Annotated in this window: 12 protein-coding genes and 3 tRNA genes; 9 read left to right on the forward strand and 6 right to left on the reverse strand. The window is 70.6% G+C overall.

Going from position 1 to position 12,850, the window contains the following annotated elements:
* The first annotated feature begins 25 nt into the window (after nucleotides 1-25).
* Genes RE421_RS03545 through RE421_RS03565 form a run of 5 tightly spaced genes read left to right on the forward strand, consistent with a single transcriptional unit; the run spans nucleotide 26 to nucleotide 4,205 of the window.
* Nucleotides 26-1,378: an Nramp family divalent metal transporter gene (locus RE421_RS03545; RefSeq protein ID WP_309814405.1), complete on the forward strand. Its 1,353-nt coding sequence runs from the start codon at nucleotides 26-28 to the stop codon at nucleotides 1,376-1,378.
* 32 nt (nucleotides 1,379-1,410) lie between these two features.
* Complete coding sequence (locus tag RE421_RS03550; RefSeq protein WP_309814408.1) at nucleotides 1,411-1,743, forward strand: thiamine-binding protein; 333 nt, start codon at nucleotides 1,411-1,413, stop codon at nucleotides 1,741-1,743.
* The gene (locus RE421_RS03555) at nucleotides 1,740-2,291 is read left to right on the forward strand and encodes a GNAT family N-acetyltransferase (protein WP_309814411.1); all 552 of its coding nucleotides are present in this window, start codon (nucleotides 1,740-1,742) and stop codon (nucleotides 2,289-2,291) included. Before RE421_RS03550 ends, RE421_RS03555 begins: the two co-directional genes overlap by 4 nt.
* Complete coding sequence (locus RE421_RS03560) at nucleotides 2,281-3,237, forward strand: fused MFS/spermidine synthase (RefSeq protein ID WP_309814414.1); 957 nt, start codon at nucleotides 2,281-2,283, stop codon at nucleotides 3,235-3,237. Before RE421_RS03555 ends, RE421_RS03560 begins: the two co-directional genes overlap by 11 nt.
* Complete coding sequence (locus RE421_RS03565) at nucleotides 3,234-4,205, forward strand: universal stress protein (protein ID WP_309814419.1); 972 nt, start codon at nucleotides 3,234-3,236, stop codon at nucleotides 4,203-4,205. Before RE421_RS03560 ends, RE421_RS03565 begins: the two co-directional genes overlap by 4 nt.
* 81 nt (nucleotides 4,206-4,286) lie before the next feature.
* Here the strand turns inward: RE421_RS03565 and RE421_RS03570 are convergent, their stop codons facing one another.
* Together RE421_RS03570 and RE421_RS03575 are read right to left on the reverse strand one after the other, a co-directional pair.
* Nucleotides 4,287-5,876: an NlpC/P60 family protein gene (locus tag RE421_RS03570; RefSeq protein WP_309814422.1), complete on the reverse strand. Its 1,590-nt coding sequence runs from the start codon at nucleotides 5,874-5,876 to the stop codon at nucleotides 4,287-4,289.
* A 275-nt stretch (nucleotides 5,877-6,151) separates the two neighbouring features.
* Nucleotides 6,152-6,505: a metallopeptidase family protein gene (locus RE421_RS03575; RefSeq protein ID WP_396134630.1), complete on the reverse strand. Its 354-nt coding sequence runs from the start codon at nucleotides 6,503-6,505 to the stop codon at nucleotides 6,152-6,154.
* Between the two features lie 189 nt (nucleotides 6,506-6,694).
* Between RE421_RS03575 and RE421_RS03580 the strand changes: the two genes are divergently transcribed.
* From RE421_RS03580 to RE421_RS03595, 4 genes are all read left to right on the forward strand, one after another.
* Nucleotides 6,695-6,767: transfer RNA gene (locus RE421_RS03580), tRNA-Glu, on the forward strand.
* Between the two features lie 91 nt (nucleotides 6,768-6,858).
* Nucleotides 6,859-6,932: transfer RNA gene (locus tag RE421_RS03585), tRNA-Asp, on the forward strand.
* Between the two features lie 69 nt (nucleotides 6,933-7,001).
* Nucleotides 7,002-7,074: transfer RNA gene (locus tag RE421_RS03590), tRNA-Phe, on the forward strand.
* A 160-nt stretch (nucleotides 7,075-7,234) separates the two neighbouring features.
* Nucleotides 7,235-8,215, forward strand: a complete 981-nt coding sequence (locus RE421_RS03595; RefSeq protein ID WP_309814432.1) for an LLM class flavin-dependent oxidoreductase — start codon at nucleotides 7,235-7,237, stop codon at nucleotides 8,213-8,215.
* A gap of 30 nt (nucleotides 8,216-8,245) precedes the next feature.
* On the opposite strand, the gene RE421_RS03600 is transcribed toward RE421_RS03595, so the two are convergent.
* From RE421_RS03600 to RE421_RS03615, 4 genes are all read right to left on the reverse strand, one after another.
* Nucleotides 8,246-10,135 carry an alpha-amylase family glycosyl hydrolase gene (locus RE421_RS03600; RefSeq protein WP_309814435.1) on the reverse strand — a complete coding sequence of 630 codons (1,890 nt, stop codon included), beginning with the start codon at nucleotides 10,133-10,135 and terminating at the stop codon, nucleotides 8,246-8,248.
* Nucleotides 10,136-10,190: 55 nt separating this feature from the next.
* On the reverse strand, nucleotides 10,191-10,760 hold the full coding sequence (locus tag RE421_RS03605; RefSeq protein WP_309814438.1) for a hypothetical protein: 570 nt from the start codon (nucleotides 10,758-10,760) through the stop codon (nucleotides 10,191-10,193).
* Nucleotides 10,761-10,764: 4 nt separating this feature from the next.
* Nucleotides 10,765-11,415 carry a hypothetical protein gene (locus tag RE421_RS03610; RefSeq protein ID WP_309814441.1) on the reverse strand — a complete coding sequence of 217 codons (651 nt, stop codon included), beginning with the start codon at nucleotides 11,413-11,415 and terminating at the stop codon, nucleotides 10,765-10,767.
* An 84-nt stretch (nucleotides 11,416-11,499) separates the two neighbouring features.
* Nucleotides 11,500-12,840, reverse strand: coding sequence for a hypothetical protein (locus RE421_RS03615; protein WP_309814444.1), 1,341 nt, complete (start codon nucleotides 12,838-12,840; stop codon nucleotides 11,500-11,502).
* Between the last annotated feature and the right edge of the window lie 10 nt (nucleotides 12,841-12,850).

The following is a 12,850-nucleotide window of genomic DNA, read 5'->3' on the forward strand; positions in this document are numbered from 1 at the left end:
CACGGCATAGTCATGAGGGGCACACATGTCAAGAGGAGACCACGTGGACGCAGGGCATCCCGTCCACAATCCGAACGTCGTCGGGTTCACCGACGCCGAGATCAACGAGACACCCGTCAAGGTCAAGTGGAACTCCCTCGGCCCGGGCATCGTCGCGGCCGCCACCGGTGTGGGGGCCGCGGACCTGGTGGCCACGCTGACCGCCGGCTCGCGCTACGGCTACGGGCTGATGTGGGCCGTGGTGCTGGGCGTGATCTTCAAGATCGTGCTCGTGGAGGGTGGCGGGCGCTACTACCTGTCCACCGGCAAGACGATCTTCCAGGGCTGGCGCACCCTGGGGGTGTGGACCAGCTGGTACTTCGGCATCTACATCATGATCTGGGGCTTCGTCTACGGGGCCACGGCCATGAGCTCGGTGGCGCTGCCGCTGGCCGCCATGTTCCCGGGGGTCGACGCGAAGATCTTCGCCATCGCCTCCGGCCTGATCGGCCTGGGCCTGGTGTGGCTCAACAAGTACAACCTCATCGAGAAGCTGATGACGGTGCTGATCGGCATCATGTTCATCACCGTGCTGATCTCGGCCTTCCTGACCGCCCCGAACTTGGGCGAGATCCTCAACGGCCTGATCCCCCGCATCCCCTCCGAGGACGGCGCCATGTTCTACGTCCTCGGCCTGGCCGGCGGCGTGGGCGGCACCATCACCCTGGCGGCCTACGGCTACTGGCTGCGGGAGAAGGGCTGGAACACGCCCAAGTGGATGGCCGTCATGCGCTACGACAACGCGACCTCCTACATCCTCACCGGCATCTTCGTCATCGCCACCATGATCATGGGCGTGGAGCTGCTGAACTCGGCGGGCATCGCGATCTCCGCCGGCGACCGCGGACTGCTGGACGTGGGCAACGTCCTGGCCGAGAAGTACGGCGAGATCTTCGCCTTCATCTTCCTCATCGGGTTCTTTGCCGCATCCTTCTCCTCGCTGCTGGGCGTGTGGCACGGTGTCTCCCTGATGTTCGCCGACTTCTGGACGAATTTCCGCAAGCCGGCGGACAGCATCGACCAGGACGACGCCCCCTCGCTCTCCTCCAAGCCCGCGCGGTTCTACCTGCTCTGGCTGACCATCCTGCCGATGTCCCTGCTGTTCCTGGACCGCCCGATCTTCCTCATCCTGCTCTATGGCACGCTCGGCGCCCTGTTCATGCCGTTCTTCGCCATCACCCTGTTGGTGCTGAACAACCAGAAGCGCTTCGTCCCGAAGCAGTTCCGCAACCGCTGGTACCACAACGGCCTGCTGGGCATCACCGCCCTGGTCTTCGTGGTCCTGGGAGTCAACGAGCTGATCAAGCAGCTCGCCCCCCTGTGGGGCGGCGGGGCTTAACCCGGGCCCGCCGGGTGGGGCAGACTGGGGACATGATCGTCGCCTTCTCCGTCTCCCCCTCCGGCACGCCCTCCCCCGAAGGAGCGGGCGTGCAGCACGCCGAGGACGGCTCCGTGCATGACGCCGTGGCCGCCGCCGTGCAGGTGGTCCGGGAGTCCGGGCTGCCCAACCGCACCTCTTCGATGTTCACCGAGATCGAGGGGGAGTGGGACGAGGTGATGGGGGTGGTCAAGGCCGCCGTGGAGGCGGTGGCCCCGTACGGTTCCCGCATCTCCCTGGTGCTCAAGGCGGACATCCGCCCGGGCCGCACGGGCGAGCTGGACGGCAAGATCGAGCGTCTCGAGCAGGCCCTCAAGAACCGGTGAACCGGGCTGAGAACACGGGGCCCGACGCCGCCCGGTACTTCGTCCGCGACGCCGCCGAGGCGGACCTCGAGGACGTGCTGACCATGAAGGCGGCCGCGTGGCGCGAAGCCTACGGCCACCTGCGGGACGAGGGGTTCTTCGCCGCCGCCGAGGCAACCCTGGACCGCCAGGTCGAGCACTGGCGCCGGCTGCTGGCGGCCGGGCAGCGCCTGTGGCTCGCCGAGGACGCGAGGGGCCGGTGCGTGGGGATGGCGGCGGCCGGTCCCGTGCAGCACCCGCCGGGGCCGGGCGTTGAGCGGGGCGGGTGGCCGGAGGTGCAGCTGTACTCGCTCTACGTCCTCGCCGAGGCTCAGGGCACCGGCGTGGCCGACGCGCTGCTGGAGCGGGCCATCGGCTCCGGAGACTGCCTGCTGTGGGTGCTCACCGGCAACGGGCGCGCCCGGGCCTTCTACGCGCGGCACGGCTTCGCCGCGGTCGGCGACCCGGCGCCGATGGACGGGCCCTGGGCCGGTCTGGACGAACAGCTGCTGGTGCGCCGTGGCGCGTGACCGCGGCGGCCGAGGCGGGCGCGGCGGGCGCGGCTCCGCCGTGCCGGCCGGATCTGCGATCGAGCCGGGCGTCTTCCCGATCGATGCCGGAACCGCCGAGATCACGCGGGATCCCTTCAGCGAGGGCGCGTGGCTGCTGACCCTCAACGGGGCCGAGTCCTCGCAGCTGAATCCTGACACCCCGCTGGAGCTGGGCTTCGAGTACATGCGGTGGATGGCCGCCGTGATGATGCATCGCTGGGATCCCGCCGAACCCCTGCGGATCCTGCATCTCGGCGGGGCCGGGTGCACCCTGGCCCGCTGGGCGGCGGCCTGGTATCCGGGGGTGCGGCAGACCGCCGTCGAGCTGGATGCCGGCCTGGCCGCCCTGGCGCGGGAGCGCTTCGCCCTGCCGCGGGCCCCGCAGCTGCGGATCCGGGTGGGGGAGGCCGGCGAGGTGCTCGCCGGCGCCCACCCCGGGAGCCGGGACGTGGTGATCCGGGACGTGTTCGCCGGCACCCGCCCCGAGGACCAGGCCACCCCGGGGCACCTGCTCGGGGTGGAGGCGGCCCGCGCCGCCGCCCGCGTGGTGGGGGACGGGATCTACCTGGTGAACCACGGCGGCGGCCCGGACCTGACGGCGGCCCGCCGGGAGGCGGCGACCCTGCGGGAGGCCTTCTCCACCGTGGCGGCCCTGGCCGATCCGCAGATGCTCAAGGGTCGGCGCCGCGGCAACATCGTGTTCGCCGCGAGCAACGGCCGGCTCACGGCGGACGGGTCCACGCGCCGCGACGCCCTGGTGCGGCACCTGCTCTCCGATCCACTGCCCACGCGACTCGTGGAGCCCCTCGAGGCGTTCGCGGCCGGGGCCCGGCCCTTCGGCGAACCGCTTCCATTGACTAGACTGGAATCACCATCATCCCGTGTCAACGAGGACAACGGGGGGACTGACAGGAGGCCGTCATGACCGGTTCGCAGGAACAGGACAACACGCCCACCCACGTGGACCGCGCCACCACGCACGGGATCGTCGTGGGCGTGGACGGCTCGGAGCAATCGGTCTCCGCGGCCAAGTGGGCGGCCCGCGAGGCCGAGCTGCGCGGACTGCCGCTCACCCTCGTCACGGCCTACACCATGCCCGTCTTCGCCGCCTCAGCCCTCGAGGCCGGCTACGGCGTGCCCGATGACACCCTGATCCGGGACGGCGCCATGCAGGTCCTCCAGGGCGTGGTCAACCAGCTCGGCTCCCTGCAGGTGCCGCTCGTGCACCGCGTGGAGATGGGGGATGCCGCCGGCGTCCTGGTGGACTATTCCGCCGAGGCCAACCTGCTCGTGGCCGGCACCCGCGGCCGCGGCGGCTTCTTCGGCCGCCTTCTGGGCTCCGTGGCCTCCGCCCTGCCGGCCCACGCGAAGTGCCCCGTGGCCATCATCCCCAAGGGCGAGCACAGCACCCGTGCCGCGGCAGGGGTGCCGGTGATCGTGGGCGTGGACGGCTCCGAGCAGGGCCGGGTCGCCGCGCTGGCGGCCGCCCTCGAGGCCGAGGTCCGGCAGGCGCCGCTGCGCGTGGTGATCGCCATGCCGCCGATCTCCGGGGCCGTCGCCTGGCTGCCGGCCACCGTGGACGAGCAGTCCATGGTGGCGGAGATGCGGGAGAAGCTCGAGGCCGGCGTGCAGTGGCTGCGCTCCGAGTTCCCGTCCCTGCAGATCAGCGCGGACATCGTGGACGGTGTGCCGGTGGACGTCATGGTCAACGAGTCCAGGACCGCCCGGCTCACGGTGGTCGGCACGCGCGGGCACGGCGGCTTCACGGGCGCCCTGCTGGGCTCCACCTCCCAGGGCGTGATCTCCCACGCGCACGGCCCCGTCCTGGTGGTCCCGTACCTCAAGGACAGCCGGCTCGCCCACCGCGCGAGCTTCGGCCCCACCTTCTCCTGACGTACGACGACGGCCGGTCACCTTCTCCGGGAAGGTGACCGGCCGTCGTCGTAGGCGGTGCCGGCAGCGGTGCCGGCCGTCTCAGTAGCGTCCGGCGTAGGGGTGGATGTTGTTGACCCAGCTCAACGGGGTCACCGAGATGCCCACGCTGGGGTTGCGGGCATGGACGACCTGTCCGTTGCCGATGTAGATGGCCACGTGGTACATGCTCGACCCGCCGTTGGAGGTCGAGAACACCAGGTCTCCGGGCTGCAGCTGGGACAGCGGGACGTACTGCTTGGCGGCCCGGTACTGCTGCGTGGAGGTGCGGGGCAGGTACTTGCCGGCGGCCTCGAAGGCGTCGCGGGTGAAGCCCGAGCAGTCATAGCCTTTCGGGCCGTTGCCGCCCCACGTGTAGTAGGAGCCGGACTCATTGGCCTTGTTGATGGCCCAGTCGATGGCCGTGGAGGCCCAGGGTCCGGAGGTCTGGGTGGGCTTCGGCGTGGTCGTCGGGGTGGGCTTCGGGCTTGCCGTCTGCGTCGGCGCCGGGGCGGCGGTCCGGGTCGGAGTCGGAGTCGGCGTGGACGTCGGCGTGGGGGTGGCGGTGGCCGTGCGCGTGGGGGCAGCGGTCGGCGTCGCCGACGGCGTGGGGGTGGAGCTCGGCGTCGGCGAGGCACTCGGCGTGGCCGAGGCAGAGGGTGTGGCGCTCGGCGTGGGCGCCGGAGCGGCCGGGATCACGGGGACCGAGGTGGCCGGGGCCGTGCTGGCAGGGTCGGTGCTCGCGCTCGGCGCGGCGGGCTCGGCGGACGGGGTCGGCGCGGCGGCCGTCTCCTCCGCCTGGCGCTCGGAAGCCGCGACGGCCTGCTGCAGGGCGCTGTCCCGCTCGGACTGCTCCATGGCCTCCACGGAGGCGGTGGCCTCGGCGACGGTGAGGTCCTCGAGGTCGGCCAGCAGGGTGATGAGCTGCTCGCGGTCCGCCTCGTTCTGCCGGGCGGCCTCCTCCGCGATGCGGGCGGCCTCGTCCAGCCGGCGCTGCTGCTCCTCGGCGCGGGCGGTGGCCTCGGCCTGGGCGGTCTTCGCGGCCTCGGCCTGGCGGGCGAGCTCCTCGGCCTCCGCGGCCCGGCGGGCGGTCTCCTCGGCGGCGAGGGCCTTGTCCGCGGCGACCTTGTCGGCGGTGGCCTGGCGGGCCAGGACATCGTCTTCGCCCAGCAGGACGTCGGCAGCGCCGGAGCGGCCGCCCCGGTACATGTCTGCGGCCACGGTGCCGGACTCGTCCTGGGCCTTCGCGGCGACCTCGGTGGCGGCCTCGGCGCGGTGGCGGGTGGAATCGGCGGTCTCGTTGCGCTCGGCCAGCGCCTCGTTCGCCGCGCGCAGTCCCTCGTTGGCCTGCTGGGCTCGGGCCTCGGCCTGGCGCGCACGATCGGCGGACTGCCGGATGGAGGCCTGCAGCCGCTCGCCCATGGAGTTCTTGGCGGCCGGCTTCTCCTTGGCGGCCACCACGTCCTGACGGGCCGGGATCTCCGGGCGGGAGATGTCGGCCTCGGTCTGGGTGGACTGGTCGGTGCGCTGGAGGTTCGCCTGGACGGTGTCCGACGAGGCCTCGAAGACGGCCGGCAGGGATGCGGCGGCCAGTGCGGTGGCGGCCACGGCGGCCACCACGGCGGTCACGCCCACGGTGCGGCGGGTGTTCACGGCAGTTCCTCACTGTGGCACCCGTGCGAGGGGATGGGCAGGTCCGGCCAGGGGCGAGTCGGACCGAGGTGCGAGTGGTCACATGTCCGTCACGGAAATACATCGCGACGGTCACATGGCCTGCCAGAAAGGCGCCACGACAGTGAGGATAGTTGCACTTTTGTCACAAAAGCAACACAGACCTCAGTGGAATCATAAAGAACACTCGTGTCATTTCTGCACTCCTGTCAGGCGTGTCGCCGGATTGGCCGCGCGGCGAGAGGAGCGAGCGGTGGTTAGCCCCAGCCCAGGGCGTGCAGGGTCTCGTCATCGATCCCGAAGAAGTGCGCGACCTCGTGGACCACCGTCACGGTGATCTCCTCCACGAGCTCCTCGCGGTCGGCGCACATCCGTAACAGTGGCCCGCGGAAGATCACGATCCGGTCCGGGAGTTGGAAGGGCATCTCGGCCCGCTCGGTCAGGGGGATGCCGTCGTAGAGCCCGAGCAGCTCCGTGCCCGGGTCCTCCCAGGGCTCCGGCTCGTACTCCTCCTCCACGAAGACGGCCACATTGGACAAGCGCTGCGCCAGCGCCTCGGGGATGGCCTCCAGGGCATCGGTCACGGCCTGGTCGAACTCGTCCTCGTTCATCTCGACGCCGGCCGCTTCGGTTCCGTCTCCGGGTTCGCCCGGGTGCCCGTCCGGTGGGGGAGTGCTCTCATGGTTCACCCCTCCATCCTGCCCGCTCCCGGCGGCTGAGGGGGTGTGCGCAGGTTTGCGGTCCGGGCCCCGCACCGCCTACACTTCTACAGGTCCACTTCGGGAACCCGAAGTGTTCTGGCCCCCATCGTCTAGAGGCCTAGGACACCGCCCTTTCACGGCGGCGACACGGGTTCGAATCCCGTTGGGGGTACGCAGGAACCGCAGCACCCGGCCCTCCGGCCGCCTGAGCAGTGATGGTCAGAAGTCCGGAAAAGGTCTGGTAGAGTTGGTTCTCGCACACTGGCCCTGTAGCGCAGTTGGTTAGCGCGCCGCCCTGTCACGGCGGAGGTCGCGGGTTCAAGTCCCGTCAGGGTCGCTCGGATGTTCCGATCGCCGGTTTTCCGGCCGGAGGATCTTGGCGATCACCGGTTTTCCGGAGATGCCAGGCTCTGTAGCTCAGTTGGTAGAGCGTTCGACTGAAAATCGAAAGGTCACCGGATCGACGCCGGTCGGAGCCACTGAAACCCCGCGTAGCTTCTACATCGCGGGGTTTCTCCATGTCCGGGCCCGGTGCTGAAACGCTGCCGGCGTGCGGCGCGCAGGGGAATAGAAGCCGGTCAGGGCGCGGTTGCACCAAGGGATCCACATCCCTCCCGACCGCAAAGGACACAACGCACCGTGGCAGTCCCCCTGAGCATTCTCGACCTGGTCTCCATCCCCGAGGGCTCGACGGCCCGTGAGGGCATCGCCGCCTCGATGTCCGCCGCCCGGCTGGCCGATGACGCCGGCTACGCACGGCTCTGGTTCGCCGAACACCACAACACGGTGAACCTGGCCGCCAGCGCCACGGCCCTGCTCATCTCCCAGGCCGCCTCGGTGACCGAGCGGATCCGCGTGGGCTCCGGCGGCGTCATGCTCCCCAACCACGCACCCCTCATGGTCGCCGAGCAGTACGGCACCCTGGCCAACCTCCACGGCGACCGGATCGACCTCGGGCTCGGCCGGGCCCCGGGTACGGACATGATGACGGCCCAGGCCCTGAGCCGCTCCTCCGCCGAACCGCAGGCCTTCGCTCAGAGCATCTACGACCTCCAGGGGTGGTTCAGCTCGGAGGGCCAGGCCCGGAGCGTCCCCATCGCCTCGGCGGTCTCCGCCGGTACCGAGGTCCCCCTGTGGGTGCTCGGCTCCACCGTCAATGGCGCCTCGATCGCCGGCCAGCTCGGCCTGCCGTTCTCGCTGGCCTCGCACTTCGCCCCGGACCAGATCGACGACGCGATCGCCGTCTACCGGGACAGCTTCAGCACCGAGGCACCCACGGCCCAGATCGATGAGCCCTATGTCATGGCCGGCATCAACGTGATGGTGGCGGACAGCGACGCCGAGGCCGAACGCGAGTTCACCACGCTGGGCCAGATGTTCGCGGACCTCTCGGGCGGCCAGCGCCGCAAGCTCCAGCCGCCCGTGGACCCGGCCACCGCGCCGGGGCTGGACAACCCCATGCTGAGGATCAAGGCGGTGGGCTCACCGGCCACCGCCGTGCGGCAGCTGGAGGAGTTCGCGGCGCGCACCGGGGCCGACGAGCTGATCACCGTCACCTACGCCTTCGACCCGGCCGTACGCGAACGCTCCCTGCAGCTGCTGGCCGAGCACTGGTTCTGAGCGGCCGCCGCGTGCCTTCGGGGCGGGCGCTCAGCGCCTGAGGAACCACGCTGCCGAGTCCGGCATCAGCCGGCCGTCCTGCAGGGCCTCGTCCTGGCTGAAGATCGCGGCGGCGTAGTCCTCCGGCACGTCCACCGCGGTCTCGCCCAGGTTGGCCAGCACCAGCACGACCTGCTCGGGGATGCGCTCCCCGGAATCGAGGTCATGCCCGTGCTGCCCGCCGCCCGTGGTCACCGTGAACGCCAGCACGCCCAGTTCCGGGCTGTGCAGGCGGGACCACGCGAAGGTGCCGGTGCCCAGGTCCAGCTCCCCGCGGAGGCCCAGCAGCTCCCGGTACAGCTCGAAGGTCGAACCCGCGACGCCGACCTGCCGGTCCGCCGCATAGGTCCCGTAGGACTCCGGCTGGGGCAACCAGGGTGCCGCCGCTGCGCCCGCCGCCGGGCCGACGTCGTGCCCCTGCTGGCCCCCGGGGCCGGCACCGAGGGAGAAGCCGAACCCGGTCTGCGCGGCGCGCCAGGGCATCGGGACGCGGCTGCCGTCCCGGCCCTTCTCCGCGCCGCCGGTGCGGAAGAAGGTGGGGTCCTGGCGCAGCGAGTCCTCCAGGGTGGTGTGTTCGGGCAGGCCGAGCTCGTCGCCCTGGTAGAGGTAGGCGGAGCCGGGCAGGCCGAGCTCGATCATCGCGGCGGCACGGGCCCGCTTCCAGCCCAGGGCCTCGTCCGGTTGCTCATCCTCGGCGCCGATGCCCGAGGGGTAGCGGGTGGGATCCGTGAGCCCGAAGCGGGAGGCGTGCCGGACCGTGTCATGGTTGGACAGCACCCAGGTGTTGGGCGCCCCGACCTTCGCCGCCTCCTGGAGGGAGACCGTGATCGCGTCGGACAGGCGCACGGCGTCCCAGCCGGCCAGCAGGAACGTGAAGTTGAACGCCTGCTGCATCTCTCCCGGACGGACGTAGCGGAACAGCCGCTCGAGCGGGGAGACCCAGGCCTCGGCCACGAGCATCGGCTCGTGGCTGTACCGGGCCAGAACCCGGTTCCAGTCCCGGTAGATCTCGTGGACCCCGTCCTGGTCGTGGTACGGCACCGGGTGGGCGTGGTCCCGAGGGTTGTCTTCGGGGTGGCCCGCGACGTCCTCGCCGGCGTCCGCATCGGTGGCCGGCCCGGAGGCGGTGGAATCGGTGATCATCCCCGGGCGCTCGTCATGGTCCGGCAGGCCCTCCGCCTTGACCAGGCCGTGGGCCACGTCGACGCGGAAGCCGTCCACGCCGCGGTCCAGCCAGAACCGCAGGATGTCCTCGAACTCCTCGGCGACCTCCGGGTTCTGCCAGTTCAGGTCCGGCTGGGAGGTGTCGAACAGGTGCAGGTACCAGTCCCCGGGGGATCCGTCCGGGTTCTGCGTCCGGGTCCAGGCGGGCCCGCCGAAGGTGGACTGCCAGTTGTTCGGCGGCTGGGCGCCGTCCGGCCCCTGGCCGGGCCGGAACATGTATCGGTCCCGGGCCGCGCGGCCGTGCTCGGTGGCCGGATCGGCGGCCAGCGCCTCGACGAACCAGGGGTGCGCGGAGGAGGTGTGGTTGGGGACGAGGTCCACGATCACCCGCAGCCCGGCCGCGTGGGCGGTCTCCAGCAGCCGTTCGGCGTCCGCGAGGGAGCCGAGGCGCGGGTCCACGTCCCGGTAGTCCGCCACGTCATAGCCGCCGTCCTTCTGCGGGGAGACGTAGAACGGGGAGAGCCAGATCGCGTCCACGCCGAGCTGTTCCAGGTAGGGCAGCTGGGCCGTGACGCCGGCGAGGTCCCCCATGCCGTCCCCGTCCGCGTCCGCGAAGGAGCGGGGATAGACCTGGTAGATCACGGCGTCCACCCACCAGGGGTTCTGCGGATGGTTGCGGGCTTCGGACGGTGGGGTGCTCAGCGGTCCCGTGGTCATGGGCCCAGCCTAGTGGCACACCACGGCATCGGGGCCGGTCAGTCGGCGGGCCGGGTCAGTCCCGGTGCCGTTTCGCGGCCTGCCGGCCGGCCTTCCTGGCGGCCTTGGCCTTCTGGCGGTGCTCGCGGATGATCTCGGCCCGCTGGAGGGCGTCCATGTCCTCGGTGATGCCCATCTCGGCATACCTCTGGGCGCCTTGGCGATTGGACCTCTCCCACCACTCCTCGGGCGGCTCGCCGGGCAGACCCGCCTCGGACCATGCCGCCTTCACCTCGACGCCGCACCGGCCCATGTCCAGGATCATGCGGTCCCGCTTCTGGTCTGCGCAACGCGCCATCACCGCCGAGACCTCCTCAGGCCGCCACGGGGAGACATCGGGGTAGTCCTCGTGGTTGACCCAGCGCCTGTACCACGCCGGGGTGAGCGCCAGGGGCCAGTAGAAGACGCCCAGTGCCACACCCACCCAGGGGATCCAGAAGGGGCCGTTCCAGATGAACTGCCGTCCGTCCTCCCAGCCGACGACCTCGAAGGGGATGGAGAGGATGGCGATGGCGATGGCGAGGACGAAGACCAGGAAGGCCCTGGAGACCGGGTTGGTGAGGATGTCGTGGTTCGGTGCGGTCACGGGGTTACTTCTGCCGCCGTTTCTCCTCTTTCCAGCGGGCCCGGTTGGCTTTGATGATCTTGGCCCGTTCCACGGCACCCATGTCCTCGGTGATGCCGTGCTTCTCATCAAGTGACTGGGCGTGGTCGTGGACCCTGTCGAGCGCCCCGTCCGGAACCAAGCCCTCCACGTGTTCCTCACCTGCCACGCGCGCGATGTCCTTGAGAGCCCGGTTGCGGCGTCTGGATTCGGGTGCCGCCTTGACGCGCTCGATCTCCTTCAGGGTCCAAGGGGTGGCACCGGGGCTGTTCCGTGCGGCCCAGTCGCGGAACCAGTGCGGTGTCCAGGCCAGGGGCCACCAGAAGAAGGAGAGGACCACCAGCGCCAGGGGGATGAGGACGACGTTCCACGTGGCCGCGCGGGCCCCTTCCATGCCCGCGGCCTCGAAGAACACCGAGGGCAGAGCCGTCAGCAGCGTGACGCCGATCATCAGGAGCATGAACGGCCAGGTGTTGTGCTTGGAGACCTGGAAGGGGAAGGGCGGAAGCAGCGCCCACGTGCGGGTGTCCCCGTTGAGGCACCGCCAGGCGATGTAGAACAGCAGTGCGACGGCCCCGCCGATGAGGACGATCATCCCCAGATATGCGGGAGTGGTCAGGATGGTGCGCAACAGCATGCGGGGCCTTTCGGTTCCGGATCCACGTGGACAGTCAGGGTATGCCCTGAAGGTACCGGACGGCGAAGCAGTCCATGGTCCGTGTCAGCGCAGGCGGGCGGGCCGGCCGTAGATGACGGCCGCGATCAGGTCGTCCAACTGGTCGTACACGTAGACCGACGGGGTGGGCATCAACCACGTGACCCCGCCCTCCGATCCGAGGCGGTAGTGCCCCAGGGGACCGCCGTTGAGGTAGGCGACCGGATCGATCTCGCTGTCCGGTCCCTGGGCGGTGAGTTCCCAGGTGAACCAGTCCTGCGCCCAGAGCGCGGCCAGGACCGGGTTCGCGCCCTCGGGGATCTCGGTGTTGCCGACCCAGCGCTGCTCGAGGCGCTCCGCCGGCTGCCCCGCCGGCAGGGCCGGCAATGGCCAGGCCGGGCTTACGCCGAGCCAGGAGGCCATGTCCCGCGCGAGCTCCGTGATCGGGAAGATCCGGACGTTGACGTGGTCCCGGGACGGTGCCTCATCAGACTGGAGCCCAGCCTGGACGTGGTAACCGGTGCCGGCCGTGACCAGGGCCGTGGGACCGTACAGCCAGGCCTGGTAGTACATCGCCCCTCCGGACCCGGCCGCACTGATACGGAACGAGGCGTCCGGCTCATCAAGGTGCAGGCGCGCGTACTCCCCGGTGTCCGTGAGCTTGGTCCCCCGGGCCAGTCCGGCGCTCTCCAGCTCGGCCAGCTGATCCCGGTAGGAATCGGCATTGAGCCGGCCGACTTTGAAACCCTCGGCCATCTCGTCCAGCAGCGCGACGGCCGAGGCATGGACCCAGGCTCCGGAGTAGTCGAAGGCCTGAGTCCGGCCGATGCCACTGATGGATTCGACCGGGGAGCCCAATTCTCCGCTGGCCAGTTCGTCCAGGGCCCCCTCGGGCAACTCGGTGCTGATCGGAGCGCCGGGGCTGCCGGCCTCCTCGGATAGGACCAACGAGGAGGCGATCTGCTCCAGCTCGGGCCCGAGGGCCATCCAGTCCGGCGCCGCCGTGGTTCCCGTGGCCTGCACGGCCAGCCCGTTCTCGATGAACAGCCACTCGGTGGTGCGGAGGACCTCGCCGGACGCGGGGGAGACGTGGGTATAGGTCACAGCCCGGCCATCCAGCGCGGGAGTCTGTCCGGGGAGGGCCCCGCCGGGATTCCACAGGGTGATGTCGATGAAGCGGACCTCGACCAGGGTCTGAGCGACGTTACCCACCGCCAACGAGAGGAACTCCGCCATGGACCCGTCGTGGGCGTTGAGGGTGACCACCAGGTTGGGGGCGAAGACCCCGTCCTTGCCCTTCAGGACGGACAGCAGCTCGATCTCGTCCCGGATGTCCTCGGCACTCCAGTGCTCCGGGATGGTCATCTGTGCCCGATCGGTACGACCGGTGATGGTGACAGTGCTCAAGGAATAGACC

Source organism: Citricoccus sp. I39-566 (assembly GCF_031432995.1).
GTDB lineage: Bacteria > Actinomycetota > Actinomycetes > Actinomycetales > Micrococcaceae > Citricoccus > Citricoccus nitrophenolicus_A.